This window comes from uncultured Mediterranea sp. (assembly GCF_902493215.1).
In the GTDB taxonomy this organism is placed as follows: Bacteria; Bacteroidota; Bacteroidia; order Bacteroidales; family Bacteroidaceae; genus Bacteroides.
Genome location: NZ_CABUOL010000006.1, coordinates 170,579 through 186,833 on the forward strand (window position 1 = coordinate 170,579; position 16,255 = coordinate 186,833).

Here is a 16,255-nt window from a genome sequence, read left to right on the forward strand (position 1 = left end):
ATGAAAGTATTGCTCACCTTCGGAGGCATTCCCCACTACTTGAATGCCCTGCTCGAGAAACTATATAAGAAAGGTGTGGATATCGTAGCCGTTACTCCGCAGAAAGGGAACGCTACCATCGGCCAGGGAGTGAAGATGGTGGAGGGTGGTACATACCGCCATCTGACTACACCCGAAAAGAAAATGTTCTACGGCAAAAGTGCCTTTCCCGCCTTGCCCGACCTGATAAGCCGGGAGAAGCCTGACCTCGTGGTCATGGGTTGGCCCTACTTCCTGCAACTCTTTTTCCAGCCCGCCCTGAGGCGCGCCCTCAAGGACTGCGGAGCGCGGGCCGTCATCCGCGAAATCCCCTTCCAGACTCCTCCCTACGGAGGCATCCGTACTTACTTCCGCCAGCACCCCATGTACGACGAGAATATGTGCCTGCAAAGTCGTGGAGCGGCTTTCCTGCTGCGCCAGTGGTTCATCGCCCGTCTACGCCGCTATTGCTATGCGCGTTGTGCAGGCATCCTGTGCTACTCCAGCGTGGGACATGAGATTATCCCTTCGTATGGCGTCAAGCCCGAACGGATATACGTCACCTACAATGCCACGGATACCGAAGCCCTGCTCGGCGAACGGCAGGCGGTGGAAGCGGCCCCGGCTTTGTTGCCGCCCTGCCACCGGCGTCTGCTGCACATCGGGCGGTTGGTGAAATGGAAGCGGGTGGACCTGCTGATTGATGCCTTTGCCCGGCTGGCCGGAAAGTATCCCGACGCCGAACTGACCGTCGTGGGCAACGGTCCCGAACTGGAGAACCTGAAACAGCAGGCCCGCCGCCTGAACCTGACGGTGGCCGACAGGGATACGCCTTCTGTTCCGGGTTGTGTACGCTTTACCGGTGCCATTTACGATCCGAAGGAACTGGGGGCGTGTATGCACGAATCGATGGTGTATGTACTGGCCGGTATGGGAGGACTGTCCATCAACGACGCCATGACCTACGGCCTGCCGGTGGTCTGCTCCGTGTGCGACGGAACGGAACGCGACTTGGTGACCGACGGACAGAACGGCCTTTTCTTCCGCGACGGCGACGTCGACAGCCTGACCCGGACACTGGACCATCTGTTGGCTTCGCCCGAACGCTGCCGCGCGATGGGACAGGCGTCCGAACGCATCATCCGCGAGCAGATCAATCTCGATACGGTGGCCGGGCGATATTTGCGGGCGTTTGAGTTAGTGGTTAGTGGTGAGCGGTGAGTGGTTGGTAACCGTCCGCATGGCTACTAACCGCTAACTACTAACCGTTAACCGCTGATTATCGCCTCATCGCCGCGAGGATGCGTTCGCAGGCATGACCATCGCCATAGGGATTGTGCGTCTCGGACATGCGGCGGTACAGATCGGGATTGTCCAGCAGCAGGCTGACGTTGCTTACGATGGCATCGGCATCCGTGCCCACCAGCCGCACCGTACCGGCCTCAACGGCTTCGGGGCGTTCGGTGGTGTCGCGCATCACCAGTACGGGCTTGCCCAGTGAAGGAGCTTCCTCCTGCACGCCGCCGCTGTCGGTGAGCAGCAGAAGCGCGTGGCGCATGGCGTAAACGAAGGGGAGGTAGTCCAGCGGAGCCGTCAGGTATACGTTCGGAAGGTCGGAAAGCAGTTCGTAGACGGGCTGCTGCACGTGTGGGTTCAGATGAACGGGGTAGACGATGTCGAGTTCAGGCCGCTCGGTAGCGATACGGCGGATGGCACTGCAGATATGGTGGAAACCCTCTCCGAAGTTTTCCCTGCGGTGGCCGGTGACGAGGATATAGGGACGTGCACCCACTTCATAGCCCTTGGCACGCAACTCCTGCTCCACCTGCAGGCGTACGTCAGGGCGGCTGTCGATGATGTCGACGGCCATCAGCAGGGCATCGATTACCGTATTGCCCGTCACGAAGATGCGGCTTCCGTCGGCTCCCTCGTCCAGCAGATGGCGGCGCGACTGCCCGGTAGGCGCGAAATACCACGTGCAGATGCGGTCGGCCACCTGGCGGTTCATCTCTTCGGGCCAGGGCGACATCAGGTTGTAGGTGCGCAGGCCTGCTTCCACATGACCCACGGGAATTTGCCGGTAGAAGGCGGCCAGCGCGGCAGCCATGGCGGTGGTGGTGTCGCCGTGAACCAGTACGGCGTCGGGGGTGAAGTCGGCGAGCACGTCCCGCATGCCCAGCAGCACCCGCGAGGTGATGTCGGTGAGGTCCTGACCCGGAGCCATGATGTTGAGGTCATAGTCGGGACGGATATCGAATACCTGGAGCACCTGGTCCAGCATCTGCCTGTGCTGGGCCGTGACGCAGACGCGCGTGTCAAAGTGCTGCGTGTCTTTCAGAAATGCCTTGACCAGCGGAGCCATCTTGATGGCTTCGGGGCGGGTACCGAAGACGAGAAGAATCTTTTTCATAATGGATAATTGAGAATTGATAATTGACAATGAAGAGAATGAAGAATGAATTATCCATTATCCATTCTCCATTTTCCATTACTTCTGCTTTCTCACCCCGCTGAAGTCCAGCTCCACCTTCCCCTCCTCGCGGGCGATGCCGAGGAAAGGCGTGTGGCGCACCAGCCATACCACAATGTCGGCACGGCGGTAGGCTTCCCGGCAGTCGGTCAGGTGGAAGCTGGGGTGGGAAGGAATGTTGGGCTCCACGATGAGCACCTCGGCACGGCTTTCCGACACGATGCGCGAAGCGATGTACTTGGCGGGCGACTCGCGCAGGTCGTCGATGTCGGGCTTGAAGGCCAGCCCCATGCAGGCCACTACCGGCTCGCGTCCGTTGCGTTCCACAAAGGCGTGGCAGGCGTCGAGCACCTTGTTGGCACACCAGTCGGCCTTGTAGTCGTTGGTCTCGCGGGCACGTTTGATGAGCTGCGCCTGTTCGGGATAGTCGGATACGATGAACCAGGGGTCTACGGCGATGCAGTGTCCGCCTACGCCGCAACCCGGCCAGAGGATGTTGACACGCGGATGCTTGTTGGCCAGCTCGATCAGTTCCCAGACGTTGATGCCGGCCTTGTCGCAGATCATGGACAACTCGTTGGCGAAGGCTATCTGGGCGTCGCGGCTGGAGTTCTCCGTCAGCTTGCACATTTCGGCCGTGCGGGCGTTGGTGCGGTGCAGCTTGCCCTGCACAAAGGCCGAATAGAACTCGACGGCCTTGTCGGTCGATGCCGCGTCGATACCGCCGATGACGCGGTCGTTGTGTACCAGCTCGTAGAGCGTATTGCCGGGCAGCACCCGCTCGGGGCAGTAGGCTATGAAGATCTGTCCCTTCAGCTCGGGGCGCTGGCTGAAGATAAGCTCAGCCATCCGCTCGGTAGTGAATACGGGCGAAGTGGACTCGATGACAAACAGATTGCCGGGGCGCAGGCAGGGGATGACCGAACGGGTGGCCGCCTCCACATACGTGATGTCCGCCCGATGGTTCTGCTTGAAGGGGGTAGGAACCACGATGAAAAAGGCGTCGGCCTCTTCGGGGCGGGTCACGGCGCGCAGGTTGCCGCTCTGCACCGCTTCGCGCACTACCCGCTCCAGGTCGGGCTCCACAATATGAACTTTCCCTTGATTGACGGTTTCGACAACCGACGGATTGACATCCACTCCCACGACCTGATAACCATGATGGGCCGCTACAGCCGCCGTTGGCAGACCGATGTAGCCCAAACCTACGAATACAACCTTCTTCATTGAATATCTTTATTTATAAACACGGGCAAAAGTACAAATAATCTGTGTGACTTTGTATCGTTTCTCGCCGAAAACCACTACTTTTGCGCCAAATAACGGGCATTTCGTTGTCTATTCTCTGTTTTACAATTGACAATTCAACAAGATGAGAGTCCTGCTTATCAATACATCCGAACGTATCGGCGGAGCAGCCGTAGCGGCCAGCCGCCTGACAGAAGCCCTGAAGAACAACGGCATCAAGGCCAAGTTGCTGGTGCGCGACAAGCAGACCGAACAGATTACCGTCGTGGCCCTGCGGCGTAGCTGGCGGCTGGTGTGGAAGTTTGTGTGGGAGCGCATTGTCATCTGGAAGGCCAACCGCTTCAAGAAGAACAACCTCTTTGCCGTAGACATTGCCAATGCGGGTACCGACATCACCTCTCTGCCCGAATTCCAGCAGGCCGACGTCATCCACCTGCACTGGATCAACCAGGGTATGCTTTCGCTGAAGAACATCGAGAAGATACTGGCCTCGGGCAAGCCCGTTGTCTGGACCATGCACGACATGTGGCCCTGTACAGGCATCTGCCACCATGCCCGCGAATGTACGCGTTACGGGCAGGAGTGCGGCTCGTGTCCCTTCCTCTACGGCGGAGGCCATCGGCACGATCTTTCCTACCGCATCTTCCGCCGCAAGCAGCGTCTCTATCGTGACTATCCGCTGACTTTCGTGGCATGCAGCCACTGGCTGGAAGAGAAGGCCCGCCAGAGCGCGCTCACGGCAGGACATAAGATTGTATGTATCCCCAACCCGCTGAACATAAACCTCTTCCGCCCGCACGACGGTGAGGCCGCTCGCATGCGTCTGCGTCTCCCGTCGGACAAGCGGCTCCTCCTCTTCGGTTCGGTCAAGATTACCGACAAGCGCAAGGGCATAGACTACCTGATAGAATCGTGCCGCCTGCTGGCCGACAAGCACCCCGAGCTGAAGGAACGGCTGGCCGTGGTCGCTTTCGGCAGACAGTCGGGTCAGCTGGCCGACTTGTTGCCCTTCCCTGTCTATCCGCTGGACTTCGTGCAGGACGAGCACCAGCTTGTGGACATCTACAACGCCGTCGACCTCTTCGTCACCCCTTCGCTGGAGGAGAATCTGCCCAACACCATTATGGAGGCCATGGCTTGCGGAACACCCTGCGTAGGTTTCAACGTGGGCGGCATCCCCGAGATGATAGACCACCTGCACAACGGTTATGTGGCCCGATACAAGGATGCCGACGACTTTGCCAACGGCATCTGCTGGGTGCTGACTGACCCCGACTATCCCAATCTCTGCGAACAGGCCTGCCGCAAGGCGGCCAGCCACTACTCGGAGAGCAGCGTAGCCAAACGATACATTGACCTCTATAACAAAGCGACCGGAAGCAATGCATAATCATCCTACCCCGAAATTCAGTGTCATCACCGTCTGCTACAACGCCGAAACGACCCTCGAAGACACCATCCAGAGTGTCATCTCGCAGACCTACCACCACGTGGAGTACATCATTGTGGACGGAGCCTCGAAGGACCGCACCATGGACATTGTGAACCGCTACCGCGAACGCATCTCCGTCGTTATCAGCGAGCCGGACAAGGGGCTCTACGACGCCATGAACAAGGGCATCCGTCTGGCTACGGGCGACTACCTGTGCTTCCTCAACGCAGGCGACAGCTTCCACGAAGACGACACCCTGCAACAGATGGTGCACTCCATACACGGTACTCTGCTGCCCGATGTGCTCTATGGCGAGACGGAGTTGGTCGATCATGAAGGCCACTTCCTGCGCATGCGCCGCCTCCAGGCTCCCGAGCACCTGACGTGGAAGAGCTTCCGCCAGGGAATGCTTGTCTGCCACCAGGCCTTCTTCGCGCGGCGCGACCTCGTGATGCCTTATGACTTGCGCTACCGCTTTTCGGCCGACTTCGACTGGTGCATCAAGATTATGAAGCAGTCGAAGGTGCTCCACAACACTCATCTTACCCTTATCGACTACCTGTCCGAAGGCATGACGACACGTAACCACAAGGCTTCGCTCAAGGAACGCTTCCGCATCATGGTCCGCCATTACGGATGGGCAAGTACTGTGGCCTTCCACTTGTGGTTCGTCCTGCGCCTGTTGCTGAAGAAGTAAATGGAGGAGAAGCTTCGGGCCTCTTCACGCCCCGCTTTCTGCTTCGGAAAAGCAGGCAATGTTTTGCCTCGGAAGAAGCAATGTTTTGCATGAAAAAAAGCATTGTTTTCCCTCAAAGAAAGCAATGCTTTTTCCACAGGCAATGCCTGGGGCGGAAATATCATCCTACCGCGAGTTTGTTAGGAAGCCCCGCATCCCAGCAGGGCATGCAATTCTTTCACTCCTTCGGACGCTCCCTTGCGGATGACGTGTATCGGGCGCGAGCTGTGCGTGTCTACCGGCTTGGGGTCGATGAGGTAGACCTCGGCACGGGCGGGCACGTAGTGGAGCAGCCCTGCGGCAGGGTAGACGTTCATCGACGTGCCGATGATGACGAAGATGTCGGCCTGCTCCACGTAGCCGATAGCCGTCTCGATTTCGGGCACGGCCTCACCGAACCACACGATGAAGGGGCGCAGGGGGCTGCCGTCGCCTGCGCGGTCGGTGGCGTGTGTCTCATACTCTTCGGGCTTCAGTTCGCGGATGTAGCGCGGGTCGTAGGGATCACGGCTGGAGCACATCTTCGTCAGCTCGCCGTGCAGGTGGATTACCTTTGTGCTGCCCGCCCGTTCGTGCAGGTTGTCGATGTTCTGCGTGACGACCGTCACGTTGAAATCTTTTTCCAGTTGCGCCACGCCGATATGCCCCTCGTTGGGCTTCACGTCGAGCAGCTGCTTGCGCCGCTCGTTATAAAAGCGGATGACCAGTTCGGGGTCGCGCATATACCCTTCGGGCGTGGCCACCTGCTCTACCGGATAGCGGTCCCACAGGCCTCCTGCGTCGCGGAAGGTGCTGATGCCGCTTTCGGCGCTCATGCCTGCGCCCGATAAAACTACCAGATTTTTCATCTTTTACTCCTTTCTTTAAGCATTCATCTAGCAAAGATAGGGAAAGCGGGCGCATATTGTCTCATAAAATAAGAAAAATTAAATACTGCAACCCGTTAACATTCAAATAAAAGCCTTACTTTTGCCACTCATTTGAAAAGAACTATGGACAAATTCAGTTATGCAATCGGCCTGGGTATAGGTCAGAATCTTTTGAGCATGGGTGCCAAGGGCATCTCGGTAGACGACTTTGCACGCGCCATCAGCGACGTGCTCAACGGTAATCCGACAGAAATCACACATGCTGAGGCCCGTGACATCGTAAACAAATATTTCGAAGAAATGGAAGCCCGCATCAATGCGGAGAACATCGAGAAGGGTAAGCAGTTCCTTGAAGAGAACAAGCAGCGTCCGGGCGTGGTGACTCTGCCCAGCGGCCTGCAATACGAAGTGATCAAGGAAGGCAACGTAGGCCATTATGCCAAGATAGACGACCAGGTGCAGTGCCACTACGAAGGTACGCTGGTAGACGGCACCCTCTTCGACAGCTCCATCAAGCGCGGCCAGCCCGCCACGTTCGGTGTCAACCAGGTAATCCCCGGTTGGGTGGAAGCTCTCCAGCTGATGCCCGAAGGTGCCAAGTGGAAACTTTACATCCCCAGCGAGCTGGGTTATGGCGCACACGGCGCAGGCGAGATGATTCCGCCCCACAGCACGCTGATCTTCGAAGTGGAACTTCTGAAAATATTATCCAAATAAAAAATAATCAAAAGACAAAATGAAGAAAGTAACATTTATGATGACGCTGGCCGCAGCAGCTGCCCTGTCATCTTGTACAGCTCAGGCCCCCAAGGCCAATCTGTCAACAGACATTGACTCACTCTCGTATGCTATCGGTATGGCTCGTACCGACGGTATCGACCAGTTCTTTATGCAACAGGGCATCGACAGCACCCAGATGGCCGAGTTCATCAAAGGTTTCAACGAAGGTGCTGCCCGCATCAGCGACAAGGACGTAGCCTATATGACTGGTCTGCAGGTTGGTCAGATGGTAAGCAAGCAGTGGGTTGAAGGTTTCAACCAGCAGATTTTCGGCAACGACTCTACGCAGAGCCTCAGCCGTGAGAACCTGCTTGCTGGTTTCATCGCCGGCGTGCTTGGCAAGGGCCAGATGGACAAGATGTTCGCTCAGGGCTACATGCAGACTCAGATGGAGGCTGTAAGAGAGAAGTCTCTCGAGAAGCAGTATGCCGACGTTATCGCCGAAGGCAAGAAGTTCCTGGAAGAGAACAAGAAGAAAGAAGGCGTGGTAACGACAGAGAGCGGCTTGCAGTACAAGATCCTGACCAAGGGTACAGGCGAGATTCCTGCCGACACCAGCTACGTACAGGTGAACTACAGAGGTACGTTGATTGACGGTACTGAGTTCGACAGCTCATACAAGCGCAAGGACAAGGACGGCAAGTCACAGCCCGCTACTTTCCGTGCCAACCAGCTTGTTAAGGGTTGGACCGAGGCTCTGACCATGATGCCTGTTGGCTCGAAGTGGGAAATCTACGTTCCCTACGATCTGGCTTACGGCTCAAGATCCATGGGCGCAGATATCAAGCCTTTCTCTACTCTGATATTCGAGCTTGAACTGGTAGGTATCGGCAAGAAGAAATAAGCGGAAGCCCCTTCTGCTGTCAAAATGACAAACGGAGCGGATGAGACAAATGATGCAAAAGCATCGGTCTCACCCGCTTCTTTTTTTACTTTTCCCTATTTTTTCTGCCTTTTCTATAGATAAAATTAAAATAAAGTTCTATATTTGCTTACTATTTGATAACAACAAGTATTTTACAAACGTATATTATGGAGAAAATAGACAATCTGGACCGTCAAATTTTGGAGATTATTTCCCAAAATGCCCGCATTCCGTTCAAGGATGTGGCAGCCGAGTGCGGTGTGTCACGCGCCGCCATACACCAACGCGTACAACGACTGATTGACTTGGGTGTCATTGTAGGCTCCGGTTACCACGTCAATCCCAAATCGCTGGGATACCGCACCTGCACGTACGTGGGAATCAAACTGGAGAGAGGCTCCATGTACAAGACCGTAGTGGCCGAGCTGAACAAGATTCCCGAAATCGTGGAATGTCACTTCACCACAGGCCCTTATACCATGCTGACCAAGGTATATGCCCGCGACAACGAGCATCTGATGGACCTGCTGAACAACAAGATGCAGGAAATACCCGGCGTTACGGCTACCGAAACTCTGATTTCGCTGGAGCAGAGCATCAAGAAAGAAATTCCTATCTGCCAGGAATAATCTGTAATCCGTCTTCATGACAACGGGTGGTGTGGCCGTTGCATCGCTACGTCCCCCTTGCCATGGAGGCTTTATGCCCGATGTATATATGGAATTCTTGAGTGAATTTGGCCTTTCAGGCCTCTTTATCGGTATCTGCACGTTCCTGATTATCGGTCTTTTCCATCCCGTGGTAGTCAAGGCCGAGTATTATTGGGGTACCCGTTGCTGGTGGATTTTCCTGTTGTTGGGTATAGCTGGCGTAGTCGCATCTGTTTGCGTGGACAACATCCTGTTCTCTTCGCTGCTTGGTGTGTTCGCCTTCTCCTCCTTTTGGACCATCAAGGAAGTGTTCGAGCAGGAAGAACGTGTCAAGAAGGGCTGGTTCCCCAAGAACCCGAAACGCACATACAAGTTCTGACCCCTGCCTTTTTGTGGCATTTTTTTTCGGAACCCCTTGCATATATCAATGGAATATGCTAATTTTGCACCGCTATCCCCAAAGGATACACCGGACTTGTAGCTCAGTTGGTTAGAGCAACAGACTCATAATCTGGAGGTCCCTGGTTCAAGCCCAGGCTGGTCCACTGATAAATGCCTCATAAACAGTAGTTTATGGGGTTATTTTTTTATTGTACCGTATCTTTTGATTATTGAAAATCTGATAAAAACAGCCAATTTCTCCTTGTTGTTGACCTATTGTTGACCCCAAAAATTATAGGTTAAAATGCTGACAATTAAAGCAGAAGTCCAACAGGACAAGCAAAGAAGTGATGGTACATACAACGTAAAGATGCGATTTACGCTAGACAGAAAGGTCAAAAGGTTATCAACTAACCTGTTTGCAACTCCCCAAGACCTCACTAAATCTTTCAAATTTAAAGAAAACACTCCTATAAAAAAGGAAATAGATTGTCTTGTACTCTATTACAGAGAACAGTGTGAAAAACTCCATTTAGACCAGAACAAATACACATTGGAAGAAATTATTAACTTCCTGAATGGTGAACAAGAAAAGCAACAAAATATTGATTTTATAAAGTTCAGTCGTGAATGGATAGCTTCAGCAACTATAAAAGGTGCTCCTAATTATACTACTGCCATTAATGCTTTGGTACGGTTTGTAGGCAAGGAAGAATTGGATATAAACCTTATTACCTTAGATTTCTTGGAACAGTTCAAAGCATTCTTGATAGGAGAGCGTGATGTACGTACCAAGAAACTAATGCAGCAGGGTAAACGTGTTACTTCTAATCGTACCCTCTCCCTCTATTTGGTAAGCATTAAAAGGCTGTTCAATGAAGCCAAACACAAGTACAATAAGAAAGACAAGAATCTCATCCTCATTCCTAACTCCCCATTTGAGGACTTCAAAATACCTAAACAGGAGGCTACCCGTAAGAGAGCTATTCCAGCCGACATCATTAAAAAGGTGTGGGAGCTACCCTATAAAGACATGAAGAAAGGCTATAAATCCACTTGTCGCTACAATTTGGCTAAGGATTGTTTCATTCTCTCATTCTGCCTTATGGGAATCAATTCAGCAGACCTTTACAATGCTACTGAAATGAAAGGGAATACTATTATCTATAATAGAACCAAGACTAAGGCTCGCAGATTAGATGCTGCAAAGATGATGGTAGATATTCCTAAAATCGTGCAACCTCTCATAGAAAAGTACAAAGACAGTACAGGCAAACGGCTGTTTAACTTCTACCAATACTATGGGGATGAAAAGACCTTTAACAAAGCTATCAATTATGGTTTGAAAGAGATTGGTTCATTGTTAGAAGTGGATGATTTGGAATATTACGCAGCCCGCCATAGTTGGGCTACCATTGCATTGAATAAGGCGGGCATAGACAAATATATAGTTCATGCGGCTTTGAACCATATAGATGATTCTATGAAAGTGACTGATATTTATATTGAACGTGATTTTGTGAACGAAAATAAAGCTAATGCCAAAGTGGTGAAATACGTGTTTGGTAAGTAGATTTGCAATTATCCCACTTGCAGCTATTGTGAGTGGGATTTTCTTTTTTTAATTTTGCTCCAAATATAAATTATGACATCATGCTTGAAGTTGCATTTGACATACCAACGATAAAGAAGCTATATCCAGAACTTAATAGATGTTTTGGCTTTACTTATGCCGACATATCCAATGAACTAACCCAAGTCTATACCAAGAAAGTCTTCAATCTAACACCAGAAGAAAAAGAACTTGCCAACCAGTGTAAATCAGAAAATGGTTGGGGAGTGGATGCAACAAAGTTTGCTTTGGCTACCAATGAGAATATAGTAGTAACCGTTCCAGATAATTTTAATCCTGCAACAATCATGGAATCGTATGTTACGGAACTTCATAATGATAATTTGGTTTCATGTGCATTGATATTCATGGCTGCACTTCTTTACAGGAACAGAATAACGGAGATTCCAATATCAGAGGGAGAATACGAGGAGATGCAATATCAACAATATATCCATGAAGTCAGACCAGATATGTTAAAACTCTACATTGCACTCAATCAGCCCAAACAGAAAAATGGGAAAGACCTTATTACCGATATCAGAATTGCAGCAGGTGGTAATTCTCCGATACTTATCAATAATAAAGATGGTTGGTTAGAAAACAGCTTGAATGAATATCTGCACCAATATTTAGGAGTAAGCAGTGTGGAGGAAGCTCAAAAGGAGCTGGATATTATCTACGGAAATAAAAAAGTAGGCAATAAAATGATTGACCCCACTCAATCACTCTATATATGGGGAACATACCAATTGCTACAAAACACCCATTTAAAATCCACCAAAGAAAAAGTTCCAACAAGACCACAAGCCAATTTAATAGAATCATATTTGAGAGCTATTGAATTGATAGACGCTGACGACGTTACAACAGATGCCAACAATATAAGAAGCAGATTAAATTCATTCCTCAAAAAATATGATACGGTAGAAGCTCTATTAGATTACAAAACATTCAAATCATCACCTTATAATATAGGTGGAACAAAACTTTGGTAAATAATACTTTTCCTACTTAAAAGGCGATTCTTGCAGTGGTAAAGAATTGCCTTTTTCTTTGTTCCCTTTTTTACCAATTTGCCCTATTCAAATGCTCTACTTTTGCAGCGCTTTCAGAAAGCTGATAGGCATGTTGCCACAGACTAATCCCTGAAAGTAGAAAAATCATGCAAAAAATAGAATTTCAAAAAGAGATTGAAAAGAGCCTTGAAGCCCTGTCCATCATTAATTCATGCGTTCAAAATGTCAGCTATGACAAAGAAGTAACAAAAGAGGTCATTAAAAAGTTGAAAGAAGATTATGGGGATCCCGACAGCTCATTTGAGGATGTAGTAGAGGATTTTATTTTCAACATTGAAGATGATTGGAACGGCATTGTTAACAATTTGAAAGAAGTGGCTTTTGAGATGCGACAAGAGCAGCCAGAATTGTAAGTCCTTTAAATTAACAGTCCTCCCCATAAAGGGGAGGCTTCTTGTGGTAAACAATACATTTAAACTTGCAGATATTCTTTACCAACTCACCCCCAAAGAACATCATACCTTTGCAGCGTAATCAGAAACAAAACGGTGCGCACCATTTGTAGATTACCTGCGAGCCCTTGCAGGATAAGGGTAATAACTAATAACAATAAAACGAACAGAGATGAACTTTAAGATTATCGGGACATCAGTCCCACAGGTAGAGAAGTACGATAACCAAGGTGCGCACAATGCCATCAAGTCAATGATGCAGAGAAAAGAAACCCTAAGCATCAGACTATACACCGACAAGGAGAACTATCCTTGCATCTGGATTGAATCCTACAATGTGGCTGGCTTCAAGTACTATGTCAACCCATCTTCTTTCAAATGGATATACACTTATCTGACAACAGGTGAGAGTGAAGATGGAGGAGTTAACCCTACGGAACTCAATCCGTACACTGCGGATGAGGACAGCAATTTCCAGCTATCCATTCTGAAACAGCTTATTGAGGCGGGCAAACGTGTGCAGTTTGTTCCTTTGTTCCGTGAGGTCAACAACTACATCAGTGCGACAAGTGCTTTCTTACGTGGTAAGATATACTTCCGAGTAGAACGTACGGATGAACTTTTGGATTACCTGCGTGAAAAGGAGGCTATAATCTGATTATTACCAACCAGAAGAGCGGGAGTTAAAGCTCCCCTCTTCTCAAACAGAAACCAAGATGAATACTACATATATCAATATTGAAAAGGAACAAAGCGGGAAGATTCAATATCTGACAGAAGTCTTACCTCAAATTCCTACCAACACTATTCTATACAAGAAACTAACGGGGCTTGGAGCGACTTATGGAGAACTGAAAGCTGATAGAAACTCCATCATATTAGAACCAAATGTTCCAGTGATAAAAGGCAAATGCAAAGACCCGAAACATACGGGCGACAACCTTTTTGGAGTTTACGAGAATGTGACTGTGGAGAGAATCGTAAAATACCTGCAAGCAAGTAAGGACAAGCATATAAAACTACTATCTACTCCAGAAAGCTTCTCTAAGATTAAATCTGCATTTGACGAGTTGGATATGGATATTTACTCAACCTGTTACCTATTATTCGATGAATGCCATAAGATAGTAAAGGATGTCGATTACAGAGAGGATATAACATTACCTTTCGATGATTTCTTCATGTTCGAGAACAAAGGGCTTGTGTCTGCCACTCCGCTGGATTTCACCGACCCCAGATTCTTTAAGCAGAAATTTCAGATAATGGAGATTCAACCTAACTTCGAATATGCCCAGCCATTAAACCTTTACCATACTAATAATGTGCTACAGGAATTAAAGAAACGAATCGGCAATGTAGAAAAACCGATATTTCTCTTTATCAACTCTACGGAAACTATTTATTCAATTATGGATAAACTGGATATTCTGGAGCAATCAACAGTTTTCTGTGCATCCAATAGCGTAACAAGTTTGAAGGACAAGAAGTTTACCAACGCATATTCAGACTGGGATGCTGGCAAAATGAAGCGGTTCAATTTTCTTACGAGTAGATTCTTTAATGCTCTGGATATAGAACTGGATTTTCTTCCAGAAGTGTTTATTGTAACTGATACTACCATGGCAAGCCAAAGCATGGTTGACCCATTTACTGACACAATACAGATAATCGGTCGTTTCAGAAATGGAATTGCATCTGCAAACCATATCACCAATACTGACTACAATTTCTCTGTAAGGTCTAAAGCGCAGTTACAATATATGATAGGTGTGTTTGAGCAGGTTTATGGGATGATGAAAACCTGTTACGATAATGCAACAACAGATGAAGCAAGGGATGCTTACAAAGCCATATTAGACACCCATCCCTTTAAATTCATGCTGAATAGAAACGGTGAGAAGAACTGGTTCAAGATAGACAACTATATTACAGATGCAATTGTACAAGGTTACTATAACAGCTTCGATATGCTGGCCAAGACATATAGGCAATGTAAATCTTTCAAAGCCAGTTGTGAATCGCAAATCTATCCCTTAGGTGATTTGGAAAGATTGAAACGAGAAAATAAATCTGCCAGCATCAAGGCAAAGCGTAAAGAAATAGTTAAGCAATTGGAAATGTTGAAAGGAGACGAAACCAGCATAGCAATGGAACATAAAAGAGAACTTATCCGAACTGACGCTTTCATAGTAGAAGCCTATGAAGAGTTGGGGAGAGAGAAGATTGAAGAATTGAATTATTCCCAATCCAAAATCAGAGAAGCCATGATTCTTAAACGATACAATGAAAAGCGCAAAGGTTCAGAGTTTGTTGAAATGGTAAAGAACAGGTTCAAGGCAGGACAGGCATACGAGCTGTCCGACATAAGCAAAACAAGGGATGAAATATATAAGCTAATGAATATGCCATCTGTAAAGAAGAAACCTAAAGACTTTCTCGGAGAGTTTTTCAAATGCAAGGACAGTTGGAAGAACAGGCAGCGGGCTTTATTCTTAGAATATGAGAAGCTTTAGACAGATACAACATTTTATCATAAAACCTCTTATTATAACCCCTTTTCTAAAAATGTTGTACTTGCCCGAAATGAAAGTCCAGATTCAATTTATCTGGATTTTCTTCTGGGCTACAATACAGGCATACCAATAGTTTGAAGTCTGAATATCCTCAAATTAGAAATTCCAATGTGTGACCCTAAGATTAGTTCCCCACCTATAAAGTAACTACCTTTATACTACCTCAAGCAGATATTCCCGCTAACAAGATTTCCCCATTTACAAACCATTCAATATTTCTAAAATGCAGGAATTTACTTATGAGCAAATCAGAGAAAAAGCACTAAGACAAGGAGTAAAAGATAACAGAGTTCATATAGGTTTATGGGCTAATATTAATAACTATCTAAAGACAAGGAGAAAGAAAAATGGAAAGGTTACTATCTATTATATCTCATTGCAGAAACTGGCTTATTAACTTACTAGTGTTTGAATTGATATGATAATTCATTTGCCAACTGGAAAGAAGTTCAACAACCGAAAGGAAGCCAAGATTTATTTTGGCACAGCCTACTATTATAAGATGGAACGAGAAAAGAAAGATTTATTGTTTACCCATAATGTTCAATCAGCTACTAATGAATATGAAGATACCCCAAAGACACCTGCAAAACAGAACAAGTAACATAAGGCAGGAATATGCCACCATCAATAAATCCATTTTGGACAAACTCAACCCATCCAATCTATACAGATTCTTCTGCTTGTCCTTATATAGAAATGACTATTATAAAGTCAGATGGAGAATAAAGGATTTAGCCAAACATACTGGAGAAAGCGAGGACGCACTAAAGAACTTCAATAAAGACATGGAAGCCGTACTGGTTAGAAAGAGATATTCAGAACCAATAAACCATCCTGTTTACAAGTTCACGGTGAGAAGTCTTTACTGCATACCACCCATAGAGCACCCCAATTTTATAACCATATCCTGCCTCTTTATGAAAGTGAATTTGAGTGTAAAAGTGAAAGGATATTATATCAAGCTCTTATTGATAGCAGACAATAACAAGATCTTTCTTTCAACTAACAAGCTGGCAACTAAATTGGGAATGGGCAAAAAGAATATTGAAAGTTACAATCTGGATTTATATAATGCAGGACTATTAAAATTTTGGCAGTTATATACTATTCTACACAACTGGTAGTATATAACTGCACTTGTTGTTAA

The 16,255-nt window shown here is 48.2% G+C and carries 17 protein-coding genes and 1 tRNA gene; 15 read left to right on the forward strand and 3 right to left on the reverse strand.

The window, feature by feature from the left end; translation table 11 throughout:
- Complete coding sequence (locus RDO88_RS05830) at window positions 1-1,239, forward strand: glycosyltransferase (RefSeq protein WP_307758479.1); 1,239 nt, start codon at window positions 1-3, stop codon at window positions 1,237-1,239.
- 58 nt (window positions 1,240-1,297) lie between these two features.
- Here the strand turns inward: RDO88_RS05830 and wecB are convergent, their stop codons facing one another.
- Together wecB and wecC are read right to left on the reverse strand one after the other, a co-directional pair.
- Window positions 1,298-2,428, reverse strand: a complete 1,131-nt coding sequence (wecB, locus tag RDO88_RS05835) for a non-hydrolyzing UDP-N-acetylglucosamine 2-epimerase (RefSeq protein WP_307758480.1) — start codon at window positions 2,426-2,428, stop codon at window positions 1,298-1,300.
- Window positions 2,429-2,506: 78 nt separating this feature from the next.
- A complete protein-coding gene (gene wecC, locus RDO88_RS05840; RefSeq protein WP_307758481.1) occupies window positions 2,507-3,715 on the reverse strand; it encodes a UDP-N-acetyl-D-mannosamine dehydrogenase in 1,209 nt (402 codons plus the stop codon).
- A gap of 145 nt (window positions 3,716-3,860) precedes the next feature.
- On the opposite strand from wecC, the gene RDO88_RS05845 reads away from it, so the two are divergent.
- Both RDO88_RS05845 and RDO88_RS05850 read left to right on the forward strand, forming a co-directional pair.
- Complete coding sequence (locus RDO88_RS05845; protein ID WP_307758482.1) at window positions 3,861-5,126, forward strand: glycosyltransferase; 1,266 nt, start codon at window positions 3,861-3,863, stop codon at window positions 5,124-5,126.
- Window positions 5,119-5,865 carry a glycosyltransferase gene (locus tag RDO88_RS05850; protein WP_307758483.1) on the forward strand — a complete coding sequence of 249 codons (747 nt, stop codon included), beginning with the start codon at window positions 5,119-5,121 and terminating at the stop codon, window positions 5,863-5,865. Before RDO88_RS05845 ends, RDO88_RS05850 begins: the two co-directional genes overlap by 8 nt.
- A gap of 179 nt (window positions 5,866-6,044) precedes the next feature.
- Here RDO88_RS05850 and RDO88_RS05855 read toward each other — a convergent pair whose 3' ends face one another.
- On the reverse strand, window positions 6,045-6,752 hold the full coding sequence (locus tag RDO88_RS05855; RefSeq protein WP_307758484.1) for a Sir2 family NAD-dependent protein deacetylase: 708 nt from the start codon (window positions 6,750-6,752) through the stop codon (window positions 6,045-6,047).
- A gap of 144 nt (window positions 6,753-6,896) precedes the next feature.
- Between RDO88_RS05855 and RDO88_RS05860 the strand changes: the two genes are divergently transcribed.
- From RDO88_RS05860 to RDO88_RS05915, 12 genes are all read left to right on the forward strand, one after another.
- The gene (locus tag RDO88_RS05860; RefSeq protein WP_307758485.1) at window positions 6,897-7,490 is read left to right on the forward strand and encodes an FKBP-type peptidyl-prolyl cis-trans isomerase; all 594 of its coding nucleotides are present in this window, start codon (window positions 6,897-6,899) and stop codon (window positions 7,488-7,490) included.
- Between the two features lie 19 nt (window positions 7,491-7,509).
- Window positions 7,510-8,397 (forward strand): FKBP-type peptidyl-prolyl cis-trans isomerase, encoded by an 888-nt coding sequence (locus RDO88_RS05865; RefSeq protein ID WP_307758486.1) that lies wholly within the window; start codon window positions 7,510-7,512, stop codon window positions 8,395-8,397.
- Between the two features lie 188 nt (window positions 8,398-8,585).
- A complete protein-coding gene (locus RDO88_RS05870; RefSeq protein WP_021847392.1) occupies window positions 8,586-9,047 on the forward strand; it encodes an Lrp/AsnC family transcriptional regulator in 462 nt (153 codons plus the stop codon).
- A gap of 88 nt (window positions 9,048-9,135) precedes the next feature.
- Window positions 9,136-9,447, forward strand: coding sequence for a DUF4491 family protein (locus RDO88_RS05875; protein WP_307758501.1), 312 nt, complete (start codon window positions 9,136-9,138; stop codon window positions 9,445-9,447).
- 92 nt (window positions 9,448-9,539) lie between these two features.
- A tRNA-Ile gene (locus RDO88_RS05880) sits at window positions 9,540-9,613 on the forward strand.
- Window positions 9,614-9,753: 140 nt separating this feature from the next.
- Window positions 9,754-11,022, forward strand: a complete 1,269-nt coding sequence (locus RDO88_RS05885) for a phage integrase SAM-like domain-containing protein (protein WP_307758487.1) — start codon at window positions 9,754-9,756, stop codon at window positions 11,020-11,022.
- Window positions 11,023-11,102: 80 nt separating this feature from the next.
- Window positions 11,103-12,059: a hypothetical protein gene (locus tag RDO88_RS05890; RefSeq protein WP_307758488.1), complete on the forward strand. Its 957-nt coding sequence runs from the start codon at window positions 11,103-11,105 to the stop codon at window positions 12,057-12,059.
- Between the two features lie 167 nt (window positions 12,060-12,226).
- On the forward strand, window positions 12,227-12,493 hold the full coding sequence (locus RDO88_RS05895) for a hypothetical protein (protein WP_307758489.1): 267 nt from the start codon (window positions 12,227-12,229) through the stop codon (window positions 12,491-12,493).
- A 211-nt stretch (window positions 12,494-12,704) separates the two neighbouring features.
- On the forward strand, window positions 12,705-13,190 hold the full coding sequence (locus RDO88_RS05900; protein WP_307758490.1) for a hypothetical protein: 486 nt from the start codon (window positions 12,705-12,707) through the stop codon (window positions 13,188-13,190).
- Window positions 13,191-13,248: 58 nt separating this feature from the next.
- Window positions 13,249-15,045, forward strand: a complete 1,797-nt coding sequence (locus RDO88_RS05905) for a DEAD/DEAH box helicase family protein (protein ID WP_307758491.1) — start codon at window positions 13,249-13,251, stop codon at window positions 15,043-15,045.
- 478 nt (window positions 15,046-15,523) lie between these two features.
- The gene (locus tag RDO88_RS05910; protein ID WP_307758492.1) at window positions 15,524-15,709 is read left to right on the forward strand and encodes a hypothetical protein; all 186 of its coding nucleotides are present in this window, start codon (window positions 15,524-15,526) and stop codon (window positions 15,707-15,709) included.
- The gene (locus tag RDO88_RS05915) at window positions 15,669-16,232 is read left to right on the forward strand and encodes a hypothetical protein (protein ID WP_307758493.1); all 564 of its coding nucleotides are present in this window, start codon (window positions 15,669-15,671) and stop codon (window positions 16,230-16,232) included. The genes RDO88_RS05910 and RDO88_RS05915 overlap by 41 nt, the downstream gene beginning before the upstream one ends.
- Window positions 16,233-16,255 lie beyond the last annotated feature (23 nt).

Bases quoted from the DNA above. Each gene is read 5' to 3' on its own strand.
- RDO88_RS05830 (WP_307758479.1), top strand. From the start codon at position 1: ATGAAAGTATTGCTCACCTTCGGAGGCATTCCCCACTACTTGAATGCC.
- wecB (WP_307758480.1), bottom strand. From the start codon at position 2,428: ATGAAAAAGATTCTTCTCGTCTTCGGTACCCGCCCCGAAGCCATCAAG.
- wecC (WP_307758481.1), bottom strand. From the start codon at position 3,715: ATGAAGAAGGTTGTATTCGTAGGTTTGGGCTACATCGGTCTGCCAACG.
- RDO88_RS05845 (WP_307758482.1), top strand. From the start codon at position 3,861: ATGAGAGTCCTGCTTATCAATACATCCGAACGTATCGGCGGAGCAGCC.
- RDO88_RS05850 (WP_307758483.1), top strand. From the start codon at position 5,119: ATGCATAATCATCCTACCCCGAAATTCAGTGTCATCACCGTCTGCTAC.
- RDO88_RS05855 (WP_307758484.1), bottom strand. From the start codon at position 6,752: ATGAAAAATCTGGTAGTTTTATCGGGCGCAGGCATGAGCGCCGAAAGC.
- RDO88_RS05860 (WP_307758485.1), top strand. From the start codon at position 6,897: ATGGACAAATTCAGTTATGCAATCGGCCTGGGTATAGGTCAGAATCTT.
- RDO88_RS05865 (WP_307758486.1), top strand. From the start codon at position 7,510: ATGAAGAAAGTAACATTTATGATGACGCTGGCCGCAGCAGCTGCCCTG.
- RDO88_RS05870 (WP_021847392.1), top strand. From the start codon at position 8,586: ATGGAGAAAATAGACAATCTGGACCGTCAAATTTTGGAGATTATTTCC.
- RDO88_RS05875 (WP_307758501.1), top strand. From the start codon at position 9,136: ATGGAATTCTTGAGTGAATTTGGCCTTTCAGGCCTCTTTATCGGTATC.
- RDO88_RS05885 (WP_307758487.1), top strand. From the start codon at position 9,754: ATGCTGACAATTAAAGCAGAAGTCCAACAGGACAAGCAAAGAAGTGAT.
- RDO88_RS05890 (WP_307758488.1), top strand. From the start codon at position 11,103: ATGCTTGAAGTTGCATTTGACATACCAACGATAAAGAAGCTATATCCA.
- RDO88_RS05895 (WP_307758489.1), top strand. From the start codon at position 12,227: ATGCAAAAAATAGAATTTCAAAAAGAGATTGAAAAGAGCCTTGAAGCC.
- RDO88_RS05900 (WP_307758490.1), top strand. From the start codon at position 12,705: ATGAACTTTAAGATTATCGGGACATCAGTCCCACAGGTAGAGAAGTAC.
- RDO88_RS05905 (WP_307758491.1), top strand. From the start codon at position 13,249: ATGAATACTACATATATCAATATTGAAAAGGAACAAAGCGGGAAGATT.
- RDO88_RS05910 (WP_307758492.1), top strand. From the start codon at position 15,524: ATGATAATTCATTTGCCAACTGGAAAGAAGTTCAACAACCGAAAGGAA.
- RDO88_RS05915 (WP_307758493.1), top strand. From the start codon at position 15,669: ATGAAGATACCCCAAAGACACCTGCAAAACAGAACAAGTAACATAAGG.